At 31.9% G+C, this 16,748-nt stretch carries 13 protein-coding genes and 1 pseudogene; 6 read left to right on the forward strand and 8 right to left on the reverse strand.

Annotated elements, in window-relative coordinates; genetic code table 11:
* Positions 1-3 precede the first annotated feature (3 nt).
* From ACVEGE_RS00635 to ACVEGE_RS00655, 5 genes are all read left to right on the forward strand, one after another.
* The gene (locus ACVEGE_RS00635; protein ID WP_192500828.1) at positions 4-1,104 is read left to right on the forward strand and encodes a DUF4917 family protein; all 1,101 of its coding nucleotides are present in this window, start codon (positions 4-6) and stop codon (positions 1,102-1,104) included.
* Between the two features lie 3 nt (positions 1,105-1,107).
* On the forward strand, positions 1,108-1,464 hold the full coding sequence (locus ACVEGE_RS00640; protein WP_192500827.1) for a hypothetical protein: 357 nt from the start codon (positions 1,108-1,110) through the stop codon (positions 1,462-1,464).
* Positions 1,465-1,470: 6 nt separating this feature from the next.
* Positions 1,471-4,596, forward strand: a complete 3,126-nt coding sequence (locus ACVEGE_RS00645; RefSeq protein WP_192500826.1) for a type I restriction endonuclease subunit R — start codon at positions 1,471-1,473, stop codon at positions 4,594-4,596.
* A gap of 1 nt (position 4,597) precedes the next feature.
* Positions 4,598-5,293 (forward strand): M48 family metallopeptidase, encoded by a 696-nt coding sequence (locus ACVEGE_RS00650; RefSeq protein ID WP_192500825.1) that lies wholly within the window; start codon positions 4,598-4,600, stop codon positions 5,291-5,293.
* A 115-nt stretch (positions 5,294-5,408) separates the two neighbouring features.
* A complete protein-coding gene (locus ACVEGE_RS00655; protein ID WP_192500824.1) occupies positions 5,409-9,851 on the forward strand; it encodes an AAA family ATPase in 4,443 nt (1,480 codons plus the stop codon).
* A 713-nt stretch (positions 9,852-10,564) separates the two neighbouring features.
* On the opposite strand, the gene ACVEGE_RS00660 is transcribed toward ACVEGE_RS00655, so the two are convergent.
* On the reverse strand, positions 10,565-10,786 hold the full coding sequence (locus ACVEGE_RS00660) for a hypothetical protein (protein ID WP_074722575.1): 222 nt from the start codon (positions 10,784-10,786) through the stop codon (positions 10,565-10,567).
* A gap of 253 nt (positions 10,787-11,039) precedes the next feature.
* On the opposite strand from ACVEGE_RS00660, the gene ACVEGE_RS00665 reads away from it, so the two are divergent.
* Complete coding sequence (locus ACVEGE_RS00665; RefSeq protein ID WP_074722577.1) at positions 11,040-11,459, forward strand: DUF6943 family protein; 420 nt, start codon at positions 11,040-11,042, stop codon at positions 11,457-11,459.
* Between the two features lie 112 nt (positions 11,460-11,571).
* Here ACVEGE_RS00665 and ACVEGE_RS00670 read toward each other — a convergent pair whose 3' ends face one another.
* The 7 genes and pseudogenes from ACVEGE_RS00670 to ACVEGE_RS00700 form a co-directional block, all read right to left on the reverse strand.
* Positions 11,572-11,745, reverse strand: coding sequence for a hypothetical protein (locus tag ACVEGE_RS00670; protein ID WP_016991037.1), 174 nt, complete (start codon positions 11,743-11,745; stop codon positions 11,572-11,574).
* Positions 11,735-11,995 (reverse strand): hypothetical protein, encoded by a 261-nt coding sequence (locus tag ACVEGE_RS00675; RefSeq protein WP_192500823.1) that lies wholly within the window; start codon positions 11,993-11,995, stop codon positions 11,735-11,737. The genes ACVEGE_RS00670 and ACVEGE_RS00675 overlap by 11 nt, the downstream gene beginning before the upstream one ends.
* 3 nt (positions 11,996-11,998) lie before the next feature.
* Positions 11,999-12,421 carry a DUF5675 family protein gene (locus ACVEGE_RS00680; RefSeq protein WP_192500822.1) on the reverse strand — a complete coding sequence of 141 codons (423 nt, stop codon included), beginning with the start codon at positions 12,419-12,421 and terminating at the stop codon, positions 11,999-12,001.
* A gap of 1 nt (position 12,422) precedes the next feature.
* Positions 12,423-13,178, reverse strand: a complete 756-nt coding sequence (locus ACVEGE_RS00685; RefSeq protein WP_192500821.1) for a hypothetical protein — start codon at positions 13,176-13,178, stop codon at positions 12,423-12,425.
* A 952-nt stretch (positions 13,179-14,130) separates the two neighbouring features.
* Complete coding sequence (locus tag ACVEGE_RS00690) at positions 14,131-15,114, reverse strand: ISAon1 family transposase (protein WP_458008644.1); 984 nt, start codon at positions 15,112-15,114, stop codon at positions 14,131-14,133.
* Positions 15,104-15,457: an ISAon1 family transposase N-terminal region protein gene (locus tag ACVEGE_RS00695; RefSeq protein WP_173854557.1), complete on the reverse strand. Its 354-nt coding sequence runs from the start codon at positions 15,455-15,457 to the stop codon at positions 15,104-15,106. Before ACVEGE_RS00695 ends, ACVEGE_RS00690 begins: the two co-directional genes overlap by 11 nt.
* A 52-nt stretch (positions 15,458-15,509) precedes the next feature.
* Positions 15,510-15,713 (reverse strand): annotated as a pseudogene (locus ACVEGE_RS00700) (hypothetical protein); the annotation flags it as partial.
* Positions 15,714-16,748: the final 1,035 nt, after the last annotated feature.

Here is a 16,748-nt window from a genome sequence, read left to right on the forward strand (position 1 = left end):
ACTATGATAAAAATAGATGTAATTAATTTCCAACAGGCATTATATAATGCACAAATATACAATCAAAAGCATTTGCTGCTTGGCAATGGTTTTAGTATTGCTTGCGTTCCTTCTATTTTTACCTACCAGTCTTTATTCAATGAAGCCGATTTTAAAGATAGCCCACAAATAAGAAAAGCATTTGAAATATTAAACACTACAGATTTTGAAGTGGTTATTCATGCGTTAGAACAATCAGGAAGACTTTTGGAAGGGTATGATAATAATCAATCCGTTTTAGCCAATCAAATGTTAGCGGATGCAGAAAGAATTAAAGATATCTTAATTCAAACCATTGCAAACAATCATCCTGCTTCTCCTGCAGACATTCCAGATAGAAAACTTAATGCTTGCAGTAATTTTCTAAGTAACTTTCTACTAAGCGGTAAAGTATATACATTAAACTACGATTTATTGCTGTATTGGACATTAATGTTCAATATGGATAATCCTCAAAACAAAATAATTCCATGTGATGGTTTTGGGAGAGATACATTTATTAATTCAGGTGAAGTAGAAGTTTCAGATTATGTGACTTGGCAAGGTACTTCAAAAGCTAAAGAACAAAACGTACATTATCTTCACGGTGCATTACATTTATTTGATGCTGGTAAAGATTTACAAAAATATACTTGGATTGATACAGGTGTACCGCTAGTAGAACAAACCCGATTAGCATTGCAAGCCGATAAATTTCCAATTTTTGTTTCAGAGGGAAATAGTGATAATAAAATGGACAGAATAACACATAGTGCTTATCTGTATCATAATTTTAAAAGTTTTAGTGGTATTTGCTCTGGGACATATTTTAAAAAACCAGCTAGTTCTTGCTTATTTACTTATGGAGTGTCATTTTCAGAAAACGACAGTCATATTTTCGATTGTATTGCATATGGTACATTACAACATCTTTTTGTGGGCATTTATGGTAACCCTGAAAATCAAAACAATCAAGAAATTATAAAAAAAGCTATTGATTTAGGAAAAAACAGAACTGATAATTTTAAATTAAAAATAACCTTTTACGATGCAGAAAGTGCAAATGTTTGGGGTAAAAACATTTAAATAATGATTGTACAATTACAACAAATATTAGGAACTTGGAGACATACGAACGGTGATAAAATTATAGATTTTAACATCAGAAGTAAAAACTTCGGTGAAGAGGTTACTAAAGCTATGTTCACTATTTATAAGCGTATTCCAGATAATAATATAATATATGAATGGCACGGAGAGATAGAAATTATAAATTCAGAGAATGAACTCCCAAAAATTCAAATAAATGAAATTCATAAAACAGAAGATAAACCAGAATATGAAAATCTTACAATATGGATGTTTACTGCACCAAATGAAATGTTTGTAGAATTAGGAAACGGCGACAGAGTGCTCTTCAATAAATTAGGAACTATTTTTAGTTAATAAGCTATGATAAACTATTCAGAATACAACGACTCACAAAAACCAGCCATTAATTTGCTTCGCAAATTAGGTTGGCAATATATTGCTCCAGAAGAAACGATTTCCCAACGAAACGGTTTGCTCTCTAATGTGATTTTAGAAGACATTCTAGCAGAGCGTTTAAGCGCAATCAATAGCTTTGAGTACAAAAACAAAGAATATCCTTTTTCAAATTCTAACATTCAGTCGGCAATCAATGCGGTAAAGAATGTTCCCGAAGAAAGTTTAGTAAAAACAAATGAGAATATCCATGATTTACTAACACTGGGTAAAAGCTTTAACGAAACCATACAAGGCGACCGCAAAGCCTACACATTAAAATACATTGATTGGGAAAACCCAAACAATAATGTGTACCACATCACCGATGAATTTGTAGTAGAAGGCGTTAAAGAAAAAAAACGACCCGATATTGTGTTATTCATTAATGGAATTCCTTTTGTAGTAATTGAGAACAAACGAAGAGATAAAAACGCTTCACTTACCGAAGCTATCTCTCAACACATACGAAATCAAAAAAGAGAAAAAGGCATTCCTAAGTTATTCCATTATGCTAAGATCCTATTGGCAGTACAACCCAACGAAGTAAAATACGGTGCGGTAGGAACAGCAGAGAAGTTTTGGGCAGTTTGGAAAGAAGACAACGAAACAACTACACAAAAAATAATAAACAGTGCTAACTTCAAAACAGCAAAAGAAGACCGTCAAGTAACAGCACAAGATAAAGCATTAGTAAGCCTTTGTAGTATTGATAGAGTGTTAGAGTTTGTTTACAAATACATTGTCTATGATGCTCCTGATATAAAAGTTCCTCGATACCAACAATATTTTGCAGTATTAAATACAATTGAAAGAGTAAAAGAAATTGATAAAACAAACACCCGTAAAGGCGGTGTAATTTGGCATACTACAGGTAGTGGAAAATCGCTAACGATGGTAATGATTTCAAAAGCACTAGCATTAGATAAAAGTATCCCTTCTCCTCGAATTATTGTAGTAACCGATAGAATAGATTTAGACAACCAAATCTATAAAACCTTCAGAAATTGTGGCAAGGCAGTTGAAAAGGCAAAAAGCGGTAGCGACCTTATCGAATTATTACAAGATAAAGGAAATGAGATCATTACTACCATTATAGATAAATTTCAAACTGCTACTAAGAACACTACATTTGTTGACAATTCCGAAAACATTTTTGTTCTGGTAGATGAAAGCCACCGTAGCCAATACGGTACAGCGCACATCAATATGAAAAGAGTATTGCCAAATGCTTGTTATATTGGGTTTACGGGTACTCCTTTAATGAAAAACGAAAAAAGTACGGCTAGAAAATTCGGCGGATTTATTCACAAATACACTATCGATCAAGCCGTAAGAGATGGTGCCGTTTTACCACTATTATACGAAGGAAGATCGGCACAATTAAGCATAAACAAAGCCCAAATTGATAAAGGTTTTCAACGATTAGCCAGTAATTTGAATGAAGATGCCCAAAAAGATTTAAAAAAGAAGTTTGCAAGTATTAGTAGAATATATGAGAGTGAACAAGTTATCAATGAAATTGCTTATGACATTTCAAAACATTACACCCAAAACTGGCAAGGAGGGGTTTTTAAAGCACAATTAGCAGTTCCCAGAATTGAAACAGCCATTCGATATCAAAAGTACTTTGAAGAACAAACCGATCCGGCATTAAAGATAAATACGGCTGTAGTATTCACCCCGCCTGACAGCAGGCAAGATTATGACGATGTGTGGAAAGAAACCAGCAGTGAGGCCAAAAAATATTGGAATTCATTAATGGAGAAACACAACGGTCAGGAAGAATACGAAAGATACACCATAAACAAATTCAAAGATGAGGGAACCGAAGTTGAGCTGATCATTGTAGTAAGCAAACTACTCACTGGATTTGATGCTCCTAGAAATACCATTTTATATTTAGCTAAGCCATTACATTCCCATAATTTATTACAAGCAATCGCACGCGTAAACAGACTGTTTAGTGGTAAAGAACACGGGCATATCATAGATTATGTTGGGATTTTAGGCAAATTGGACGAAGCACTCACATCATATGCTGCTTTCGAAGATTTTGACGAAGATGATTTAACTAATACCATTATTGATGTATCTGAAGAAATACGTAAAGTACCCATTCACCATGCAAATGTTTGGGATTGCTTCAAAGGAGTGTACAACAAAAAAGACATCGAAGCATTAGAAAGACACTTGGCATCCAAAGACATCAGAGATGATTTTTATGATACATTAAGTTGTTTTGCAAGAACCTTGCAAACCGCTTTAGCCTCCAATGAGTTTTATATAGAATTTTCAGAAGAACAGATAGAATTCTACAAACAAGAATTGAAACTTTTTATAAAGCTAAAAGTGTCTCTTCAAAACAGATATGCAGAGGTAATATCATACAAAGAATATGAACCCAGAATAAAGAAACTTTTGGATACATATGTCCAAGCAGATGATGTAGCAGTAATTACAAAAGAGCTCAATATTTTTGATAAACAAATGGTAAATGAAGCCATAGAAGAATATGGCAAGACACCTGCGTCCAAAGCTGATTTTATTGCACATAAAATGAAAAAGGTGATAACCGAAAATATGGAAAAAGACGAAGCATTCTATAAAAAGTTTTCGCAATTAATCGAAGATGCCATACGTTCGTTCCAGGAGAATAGAATTTCAGAAACCGAATACCTTAAAGCGGTATTAAACATTAGAGACCAATTTGAAAATGGGTATTTAGAGGATATTCCACAAACTTTAATGAATAAGCCGGAAGCTCGGGCATTCTTTGGAGTACTATCCGAAGTATTCGAAAAAAGCTTTGGCAAAGAAGTAGCAATACAACAAAAAGACCTTTTGGCCAATATTGGTATAGACATCACTAAAATAATTGAAAGACTCACAATAAGAGATTGGAAAAAGAATATTGATGTCATTAAAGAAATGGAAAACGAAGTCGAGGATTATTTAATGTCACATCGCAAATCGTTAGGTGTCGATATAACCTTTGATGATTTAGATATCATATTAGAGAAATGTTTAAAAGTGGCAAAAAATAATTTTTAAGATGCACCACATACAGTACGGAACCAAACAGATTACCTTTTCTATTGCAAATAGAAAACGGAAAAGTATTGCCGTTGAGGTTCACCCAGATACATCGGTTCAAATCAAAGCTCCTTTGGATTGTCGTTTAGAAGATATAAAACGTATAGTTTCAAAACGTTCCAAATGGATAATTACGCAACAAAAGTTTTTTGAACAATTCCTCCCTGAAACACCTAAAAGAGAATATGTTCCAGGAGAAACACATAGCTATTTGGGAAGAAAATATATGCTAAAAGTTATTGAATCTGAAGAGAATAAAGTAAAATTACAAGGCGGATATTTAGTGGCCTATTCACAAGATAGTACAGAAGAAAACATAAAACATTTACTAACAGAATGGTACTATAAAAGAGCGACAAAAGTATTTGCAAAAGTATATGATGAAGCCTTTCAAAAGTTTAATCAATACAACATTCCAAAACCAGAAATGCAAATCAAAAGAATGAAAAATCGCTGGGGAAGCTATACCTCCTCTGGCAACATTCTAATCAATCCAGAGCTCATAAAAGCATCATCAATTTGTATTGACTATGTATTCACCCACGAGCTTTGCCACTTCATCGAAAGGAACCACTCCAAAAGGTTTTACAACCTATTAGAAAAAATTGCTCCAGATTGGCAGCGCTGGAAATTGAAATTGGAGAAAACTATATAAATAGAAGAATCCTAATCTTCCTCTTATCAGAACGACTCCTTATTAAAAAAACATTTAACTCATCTGAAAGCAATAAAAGCATGAAAAAATTGACTAACGTATAAGATAATAATTTATGAATTGGCAAGATTACAAAACTAAGAATACAAATATTGAAGGTGCAAGAGCTGCTTTTGAAAAAGATTGCGCTTCTTTATTTAATGCTATTTATCAACCTACAAATGTAAAAACTGTAAAAGTTTCTGTAGGAGATGGAGGTATAGATATTTTTGTTGGCAACCTTGGTATTGAACCTATTAAAGTCATTCAATGTAAATTTTTCATAGAAGATTTTGGGGCTTCACAAAAGCAACAAATTAAAAAATCATTTAATAAAGTAATCAATTCTGAAGAATTCGAAATGGAAGAATGGATATTATGCATTCCAAGAACTCTAGATCTAAAACAGCATACTTGGTGGAGCAATTGGGTTCATGAAATGAATGCTAAGCATAGTTTAAAAGACAATTATATTAAATTGAATGATGGAGATAATTTAATTGATTTATTCAAAACACACAATCTTTTTAATCAGGTTTTTAAAATTGACGATTCTTTAAAAATTGCATCCATTGATGCAAAACTTGATGATATACATCGAAATATAACGAGTGATATTTCTTTTGAAGAAGCTCAGGTCGAAATTAATAAAGCAAATTTTTATCTTGAAAATGTTCTTAATCTTTTTGGTGATAATATTGAAACTCATGTAGAAAGAAATGAAACCAATCTGATTCATAATTGGATAAAAAAAGATTTAGCTATTAATAAAAAAAACATCTTTATTCTTGAGGGTGAAAAAGGATATGGAAAAACTGTTGTTCTAAAAGATTTATTGCTAAAACTTAGATTAGATAACATATCCGTATTAGGAATTAAGGCCGATAAATATTATGCGAGTGATAGAGTTGAATTAGAGAAAAAAATATTCCAAAAGGAAAACATCTCTATTGAAAAAATTGTCAAACTTTATAAAAAAGAAGATGAAATTCTCGTAATCATAATTGATCAGCTGGATGCACTATCTCAAACGTTATCTTCCAGTAGAGAATATATTCAAACCTACAATAGATTAATAGCTGATTTATCATTTCAACAAAATGTTAGAATAGTAATTTCAACAAGGAGTTACGATTTAAACTATGATGCTGAATTAAGCATATATAAATCTGATAAATATTCAAAAATTAAAATAACTGGAATTTCTAAAGAAAAAGTACAAGAAGTTTTATCAAAATATGGGATTAACAATTGTTCTGAAAAGCTTTTAGAATTATTAACTATTCCCAATCATTTAGATATTTTTTGCAGATTACCAAACAAAATTAATACAGATACTTTATCTTCATTGAAAGATTTATATGATGCATTATGGAAGCAATTAATTTATAATAAGAGTGAAATACATTTAGAAACTATTTTATATAAAATAGCTGCTTCAATGTATCAAAATCAGCAAATCACTATTAGTAATATTTATGAAAATCAATACTCAAAAGAAATTAATTATTTAAAGAGTAATCATTTACTAATTGAGAATAGTAATGAATTACAATTCTTTCATCAAACGTTTTATGAATATACGTTTTCAAGGCAATTTGTTGAAAATAAATGCTCCCTCACTGAATATATTAATGAAAATAATCAGAGTCTTTATGTTCGATCCATTATTAAGATGGTTACAGAATATTATAGAGAATATGACCATCTCGAATATTGTAAAACAATAACAAAACTCATAACATCTTCAAAATTTAGATTCCACATAAAAACTTTAGTTATAACAAGTCTCGGAGACGTAAAAAATCCTACCAATAAAGAGAAAGAAATTGTTTCAAAGTTTATTTTGACTGATTTTGATTTTACAAGAGTTTTTATAAACTCAATTTTTTCTTTGGGTTGGTTAGAATTTATTATAAATAAAAACATTCCATTGCAATATTTTGACTATCATAAAAATTGGAAGATTAATCTTTATGAAAAATTAATTTCAACTCAAATTATTAAACCTGAATTTTCATTAAAATACGATTACGTAAAGCAAAAAGAAATAAGGTTAGCATTGTTATTTCGTTTATTTATTAATAATAGACAAGAAGGTTTAAATGTTATCATAAATGTTATTGAAAAATTACCTGAATCTACTGAAAAGGTAAATTTCATTAATAGATTCTTGATTAATGTCGATGCTTGGGATGTTGAAAAATTATTGGGACTATTCGATCAATATTTTCATTTCAATTTACAGGATAGAAGCAGAGACAATTTTTGGTATTATCAAATACTGGAAAAAATCTTTAATCATTACCCCTCCTTTACTCTTCAAAAATTAAGACCTATAATTTTAAAATGTTTTGAAGAACATTCTTTTTCTATAAATTTCACTCATGACCAAAGTAGCCTAATAGAAAAAATAAACATTATAAATCCCGATATATGTTTTGTCTTTTTTCATTCAATATTTAATGAATTAGTTGATAAACACAAATGCGAAATAGAATTTGAAATAAAAAATAGTCCTCTATATAAAAATTCAAAATTTTCTGAATTATTTGAAAGCGACATAAGTAAAAATGCGGATGATATTATTGAAGAATTACTTTCTAATTATGTGAAGTTAAAATCTAGTGACAAAATATTTTTCAAATCATATTATGAAAGTCATAAAGCTTCAAACTCAATATCACATCTTAAAATATTAATTCTAGGTTTAACAGAAACTCCATTACTATACAAAGAAGAAATATTCGAATTCATACAAATAATTCATATCAAAAATGGTTTTAATGGTTACGATGACAAATTCCAATTGTATTTAAGAAAATTAATTAGTAAAAGCTTTATAATTTATTCTGAAGCACAAAAATTAGCATTAAGTAAGATTCTTTTATCGATAAAACATCCCGCAGATATATACTATTACACAGATAGCAATAATATAAGAAAACCAGTACTTCATTTTTATGGAAAGAAAAAGTATTTGTTCATTGATAGTTTACCACAAAAAGAAATTGAATCAATCCCGATCTTAAGAAAAACTCATCAAGAATTATATAGAAAATTTGGAAAACTTAATGTTCAACAATTGGACAGGAGTACAATTAGTTCTGGTGTCGTTGGAACGCCACTTTCTCAAAAAGCCTATAATAAAATGAACTTAGGCGATTGGAAAAAAAGCTTTTTATTATTTGATGATAATTACGTCGAAGATAGATTTAACCATTCTTTAAAAGGAGGAAAGCGCGAGCATTCAAATAAATTTAGAGAAGAAATAAAAGATGATCCTGAAAAATTTTACCCATTAATAAAAGATTTATTTGATATTGAAAATGTTTCAGTTGACTATATTTCATCAGGAATTGACGGTTTAATTAAAGGAAAATTTAATATTATATTGGTAAAAGAATTATATCTAAAATTAATAAAACTTAATCTTGATCTATCAAATACATTAAATTCAATTTGGAATACTAGTTACTTTATTGATGAAAAGGTAATAGATACTGAAATTTTAGAATACTTGTCAAATTTAGCATTGAATCATGCACATCCAGAAAAAATAAATAATCCAACAGATCCACATTTTGATAGTTTAAATTCAGTACGAGGTGCTGCAATCCATAAAATAATGAATTGCTATTATGACACTAAATTTAGTGACACAATATTCACCACAGTTGAAAAAGCCTCCAATGATAGACAGGCTTCTGTAAAAGTTGCAATACTATTAAATCTTGCCTTTCTTAATTATTTAGATATTGATAGAGCTTTTAAAATTTTCAATAAACTGACATATACGGATGATATTGTCACACTTAAACACTGTTTTAGAGCTGCTAGTTATTTCAACAATAAGTATTATATTAAGATGTTACCACTTATGGATAAAGTAATAGCAAATGAAGAGTTACACAAAAATGGTAGTTATCTTATCGTACATAGTTTGTTATTAGGTTACGATAAAGATAAAGAATACTATATTAGATTTATAAATAGTAGTAAAAAGGCAAAATTACAGGCATTACATATTGCGGAAGAAAATCTATTTGCAAAAGGAATGTTGGATAAAAAATGTTTAGATATAGTATTTGAATTTATAAATGAAACTGATGATGATTTTGCACAATCTTATTCAACACTAATTTTAAGAAAATTTAATAATCAAAATTTTAAGGAGCTATATCCTTTTATGCAAAAATATTCTAAATCAATATTATTTAGGAATCAACCAAGGTACTTTTTGCAATATCTAATGCAATGTGCTAAAGATTACCCTATAGAATGTTTGGAATTATTAGAAAACATGAACTTTAATAAAATTATTACTGTTCAAGATAGAGGTCATTATGATGCGGAGCCAGTCCAATTAGTACTATCAATATATAGCAGTTTAAATAATAATTTTAAGACAAATAAAAAGCAAATTGAGAGGGCATTAACTGTTTTTGATGATATGTTAAAACTAGATCATTTAAGATTGAATTCAAATAAAGCAATAGAGACTTTAAAAATAATTTAAATAAAATATGACTCTAATAATAAAAAGCAATTGAAGTATAGTATTCTCACATGGAGCGTATTTACAATCCGTTCCTTACAGGCTGCGGTAGATCTATAGAAAAATAGCAAAAATCCAACTCCACAACAACATCCGGAGCAATAAGTACGGGCAATCAAGTGGTCTCCCTACGGTCGTTCCCTTTGTTCCGTTCGGCAGTTCCAGTCGGTCAACCATATAGTTGAATAACATCTTTTAAGGTACCATGAGTATACTTTTTCCATAAGAAACAGCTTTAGTTTCCCTCCATTCCACAGACACTACACCGCACAAAAAAATATAGCAGTCCCGCTAAAAGAAAAGGCGGGACAGCTATTTTTTTTGCGCCGTTCCGTTCCTCATCTCCACACGGTCACTTCCTGCGTTCGTCGGGGCTATTACAGCCACAATACAGCTTCATTCCGTTCCGCTTCGTAAACTACGCTGCTCTGCAATCAGCAGTATTATGTCTGTCGCCCCTTATTTTTTCAGCGGTTGCTCCTTCGCACAGCCATCGGGGTTGGCTCCGTTCGGTGAAAAACCTCACTTTGCCCTAAATCAAGGTTTCCCTCCAAAAAAAGTCGGGACTGTTTTATTTTTTCCCCGCCGTTTCACGCTCCTATCCGCTACGTTTCGCTCCGTTTACCCTGATAAAAATCAGGGTCTCCTCCACTCAACTCCCGCGTCTAGGGTGGCTATTCGATTGCCGCAACCCCGCCACTGCGCTCCTCATCCGCAATAAAAAGTTCCTTCTCTTCTAAAAAGACGAGACCGCTTTTTATTGCTCCTTGCGGTGCTTGGGGGTGTTTAATTGCCGATTCCAGTAGAACGATCCCAAAAGAAGAACAGTAACGAGAATGTTTTGTGATACAAGAAAAAAATAAAAAAAAGAAAGTAAAGGTAAGTTCCAGTTTCAAAAAGTAAAGTTCAAGCCCTCCGGGTTTTTGAAAAAAATCTCCACCCTTAAACCTGCATTCATTTCAGATGTTTTTTTGGCTTCACATGACTGCCTCTCCTCCTATTTTCTGTAGATAATCGGGTAGTATTTTTTCAAAAAAACTTGACTCCTTTTGAATCCTCCACTTCTTAGACGACTTTCTTTTTTTTCTTTTTCTTTTAAAATATTAGGGTGCCGAGCGCAGCGAGGCACATAATCTAAAACCAGAAATTATGCCAAACTTTATCGTCAAAACCCATCAGAAAGACACCATTTACAAGGGAAACCAAATCTTCATCCTCAACAAAGGAATGAACAGCGGCAAGCCGCAAAAAGAGCCTTTTACCAATAGTTATGTGATCATTTTTTCATCCGACGAAGACGCCGAAATGATTTACTGGCTAGCATACAGCCTATGGCAAATGAAATTTTGGCATCAGCATCTTATTGGGTCCGTTATTCCATTTATCCGAATTCAAAATTTTAAATCCGAATTTGACCAAAAAGTAAATCAATCGCTTTACGACTTCGAGCAGCATCAGAAAGATATTGATGCAATCAAAGCGCTAGAACTACAAAAAGAACATCTGGAGAAAAATCTAAAACTGATTAATGAACTAAAAAAATGTATTTTGTCTAGGTACTGTCGGTAAACAAAAAAAAGCCTAATCTTGTGATTTAGGCTTTCTTATAAAATTCAGTAAAGGTTACCACACAAAAACTGAATTTATTCTGAACTTGTTTCAGAATCTAATGAAACTGAATTTATTTTTTATTTTTGGTCAACCGCTTTAAAAGAAGTGAAACCAGAAAACTAACTATCGCTCCAACAACGGCTAAGATAATAGTTTTTAGAATATCTTCAGAAAGGATATTGGGTGCAATACTCAACAAAGTTCCTAAAATGGTGCCTGATTTTAAAGTAAGATTAGTCTCCATCGCTTCTAGATTTTGGAATTATTTCTTGTTCTGCCTTCAACAGGGCTGCTTCATCAACTGTAACCTGACTGATAGCAGAAATAACCCCTCCAGCAACAGCTATATATCCCGCAATACTTACCACAGCAACAGGCAAAACAACTGGCGCCGCAATCACACTTCCGCTTATGGCCAACAAAGCCAATCCAATTGCTCTCAAAATCCTAAAAAACTTAGGAGTTGGAGCTTTCACTCGTTTTATTACATTCATAATTTATTTCTTTATCATTCCCTTTTGGGAATCTGATTGAACACTTATTTTCACTATTTCATTACGATCTAAAGCTGCGTAAACCATAGATTTCAGCTTTTCAAACGCTTTTCGGGAGGAACGGCCCTTTCCTACTCCACTATGTTGCGTTACAGGAGCAATACAGCCTAACAATTCTTTTTTGGCGTCATTGGCGGGATGGATTAATATTAAATCTCTTCCCGGAACATTTCTCAAATGCAAGTGCCATTTAAATTTTGGGCTAAACCGCTTCTGCAAAACATATTCTCCTTCCGGAATACAAGAGATACGCCTTTGATTTCCCAACCAAGGCAATTCGATGGTATAACAAACTAGTGTGCCGTTCCATTCTAACATCCCTTGCGTTCCTTCAGGAAAATAGATTCTGGTTAATACCAAAATCATCTTACAATCCGCTTACGCTAACCAAAGCTAACGGGTTGTAGGATCCATTTTTCAAGGGATACATCTGGCCATTTACTTGTTGGTAAAACTCAACACCTAAAGCCAAAAACAACGGTTTTGTGCTGTTTGGGGTGACCGGGTTTACATGACTAATCGCCGCTGTTGCTGTCATATCCCATGGAAGAATAGCAGTTTCAGAATTCGTTGATACGAAAGTCTCTGCCTCAAAATCAATTTCAGCACCAGCTGAAATAATTTTGAAATGGGTCGTTCCTCCTGGAGCTGCAATCATATTAGCGGGAATAAACGAATCCAGATCAACGCTGATATCTCCAGATACTCTGTCGATTATCCCTACATAGGGAGCAAACAAACTGGTCCCCAGTTTCCCTCTGATGTTGAACTCAAAACCAATAAGCAATTCCGCCTCACCATCAATTACATTTCGTAACCCACGCTCGCTAATCGTATCCGCTTGGATCACTTTCACCATCGCTTGTGTCAATCGACTCACCACTCTACCGTCTGCAGAATTTAACAGTAAGACTCTCAGAGCCGTTCTTAAAATTTTCCCAGCCTTGCCGGCTCTTCCAAATTCAGAACCGTTCTCACGCGTTCTTTGAAACGCAGGATCATTTTTGATTCTGCTGGCATCGATACCTCCTTTTTCACGTGCCAAATGCCCATCTTGGGTTTTGTAAAAAGTAATATCTCCAATAGTACCTTTCAACTTAATTATGCCTTTCTGTCTTGCCATAATTCCTAAAATTTAAGTTTATAATTTGTTTTAAATAGTCTTTAAATCCACTTTCCGTTGCAACAATTCCGATGGATCTTAAAACAAATTTTAGCCAATTAAATCGCATAAAAAACACTCCCCTATTCCATATGTCCCTTTTAGGTATAAATGGCAGGAAACAGCACAAATGTCTCATCCCATCACCCAAAAAACCGCAACAATTGTCCCTTCTGAACAAAAGAGATTTTTTACTAATTTTATTGAATCAAATAAATTGGATTACAGGAGTTTCAAGTAAGTCAAAGCCCAATTAAAGCTATAGATACAGTATGAAAACAGAATATAAGAGATTGTGTATTTATCCAAAGGATATACAACGCATTACCGGAAAGAGTTATCGCCAAAGTATTAGACTGTTACAAAACATCAGAAAGGAACACAATAAGCTCCAAAATGAGCTTGTGTCAATAGAAGAGTTCTGCCAGTACACAAGCTTAAAAATTGAACAGGTTGCACCTTTGATTATTGGCTAGTAAGTTTATTTAACCTCATCAAATTTTGAACTTTACCAGTTCAAAACTCATTCAATAACCAGTTCAAATTTTGACATTAAAGCTTTAATTATCAAGTAATTATTCATATATTTGAGAGCTTTGAATTTATGATTTTTTGTATCAAATAAAGAGGTGTCGGTTGAGGTGTCACTTAAAGATTTTGGCTTCGCGAAGCCTTACTTTACGGCACTTCACGAAGAAAAAACAAATCCCTCTTTCTCCGCAGAATAAAAAACCCTAACAGCTGTTAATCAGCAAGTTAGGGTTTTTCCTTTGACAATATCCCCACATTATCCCCGCAATAATTTCTTTTTATTTTTCATAATTTTATAATAAAAATAAAATCATGAAAACCCAAGTGTCAATAAAACAAATAGTTAGAGACTTTATTTAGGATCAAGCTCAAAAGTTAGGGATTAAGCAAATAATTTAGTTAATCTAAATAGAAAGAAATCAACTTTTCTAACACCTCTGAACTGATTTCTAAAAGCTTTTATTTTAGCATTGAAAGATTCTGCAGAAGCATTAGTGCTTCTATTACCAAAATAATTCAAAATAGAATCATAGTTAATTTTAATGGTATTCATTATTGTATTAAAACTTTTTATTCCTAAGCGCTCAACATCGTTATACCAGTGTGCTAATTTTGTGATAGCTATTACTTTATCATTATTGTTATTGTAAATATTGCGTAATTTTTGACTTAAAAAGTAAACTGTTTTAATTTCTGGATATGCTTCAAATACTATTGTTGCCCTATCTTTTTGATTTTCGCTCCATTTGTTAGGGCTTTTGTAGAGTAGAAACCTGCTCCTGGTGAGTAATTGCTTGGCAGTATCTCCGTTAGAGAATTCTTTAGAGACAAAAGGTGCATTGTTGAGTTTTGCTTGTAATATACTTTGGTTTTCTTGATCTAGCGCTTCCCATTTTAATCTAATGCGAACTTCTTGTACAGCTTCTAAAGCAAGTTTTTGAACATGGAAGCGATCTGTTACTTGTGTTGCTTTTGGGAAAGATTTTTTAGCAATTAATTTCATGCTATTAGCCATGTCTAGAGTAATTTCAATAACCTGAGAACGTTTTTTAAAATCTATCCTTTGTAAATGATTAATAACTACTTCTGCTTTTGTTCCAGCAATAATGGCTACAATAGAACCTTTTTTACCTTTTCCTGCTTTATTAGTCACTACGGTATAAAGCTCTCCCATTGACAAGTTTACTTCGTCTATAGATAAATGACTACCCATGTTTTCAGGGAAAATTAGCCACTCATTTGCATGTTCTCGTTGTTCCCAATTGGAAAAATTGCTAAGATGTTTTTTATATTGTCGTTGCAATTTTTCACCATTAACACCAAAGAAAAAACCAATAGTATGACAATCGTTTGCTTTAGTATCTATTAATTTCTTTTAAAAAATCCGCAAACTCATGAGTCATGCGGGTTCCTTGTGCTACAATATTCCAATCTCGTTGTATGATTTCTTGAGTTTCTTTATCTGTCCAACGACGTCTTTTAATATGGAGATATACGAATTTCCCTCTAAGTGGAAAATCTTGAATAGTAATCTCATGTAAAAAACCTTTTGAAACTAGTTGTCGATTATTATACTCTTTGGGTGGAGCACTTTTTTCTTCAAAAAACAAATGCATTTTCTCTTGTTCAGTTTTGGTATTCACCAAATCAAAGTGTTCTACAATTAATTCTGGCAGTATAAGTTTTAATAGTTCTATATAATTTTCCAAGGGGTACTTTTTTGTCTGCTAATTTAATAAAAATCAAATCCCTCCCCAACTTTTAGGATTGATCCCTAGTTTCTAAAACTTGAATTAATACTCCTGTACAATCAATCAATGCAATCAATCGAACATCTAAACGTGATTTCACTCTTAAGACTTCTTTTCCTGATGCAGCCAAATTACTTTCTGCAATAACAATTCCTTCTTTGCTATATAAAGGCTGTAAATAAGCCTGAAGAATACTGATAACGATATTATTTTTAGCTTCTTCTTCTAAAAAAGCATTTTACCATACAACTAATTAATTTTGCTTGATACGATCATTAATTTGATTTACCTGAAGTAAGTTCACCGAGCTATTGATCACTAGATTCGTATTGTAAATTTGATCCACAACATAAATACTGGTATTAAGAAGATGGCGTTTCCATTAGAGAAATTTTGCGAAGCACTAACAAATAAATTCATTAAACGTGATAATTTAGCATTATCATAATCAACCGTCGCAATACTTGTATTTAAAGCAGCTTCCTTTATTCTTTATATTATTTTCTAAAGCATACGCAGTACAACCCTGTAGCACCATCTTTTTTTGACTGAATTCTCTTAAGCAAAACTAAATTAAAAAAAAAAAAAGAAACTTAGCAATAAAGTATATCGCTTCTTTTTTTTAAGAATTTGATTGTTTATAAACAAAAGTAAAACTAATTCTCTCCTTAATAAATCAAAATAGAAGTTTACCCGAAATCCCTATAAGATTTGCGTGATTTTATCGATAAGAATATTGGCGGAAGCAAAAAAACCTAAAAAATCCATAAATTAACACTGTACAGAAATAGATTTTATTTTCTGATTTTCATCAAAAATCACTTTGGAAAAATCCATTTTAAAACAACAATTTAAAGAAGAATGTTCTTTTTTCAATAAGTAGTAAAATTAATAAAAAGTTAACTCTTCAATAATTATCTAAAAAAAAACGTCATTAACCCTATTCCGATTCACAAAAAAACATCAGATATATCTGAATTGATTCCGTTTTTATTATTTTATCAATTTTTATTTACTCAACCAAAAATTAATTTAAAGCTACTTTTAAAAATTTCAATTACACTACAAAAAAAACACAAAACCACTATAAAGCCTTATAAAGCATCAGCCAATGAAAATAAAAAGCTGATTTTGTTTGTACAAAAAAAGAGGTTTCAACATTTTTCGCGAACATACTTTTTTAAACAATAATTAATAAATAACGAACGTTCGCTTGTTTTATAAAAAACTTTTTTATACTATTGTACTA

Source organism: Flavobacterium sp. PL002 (genome assembly GCF_054165825.1).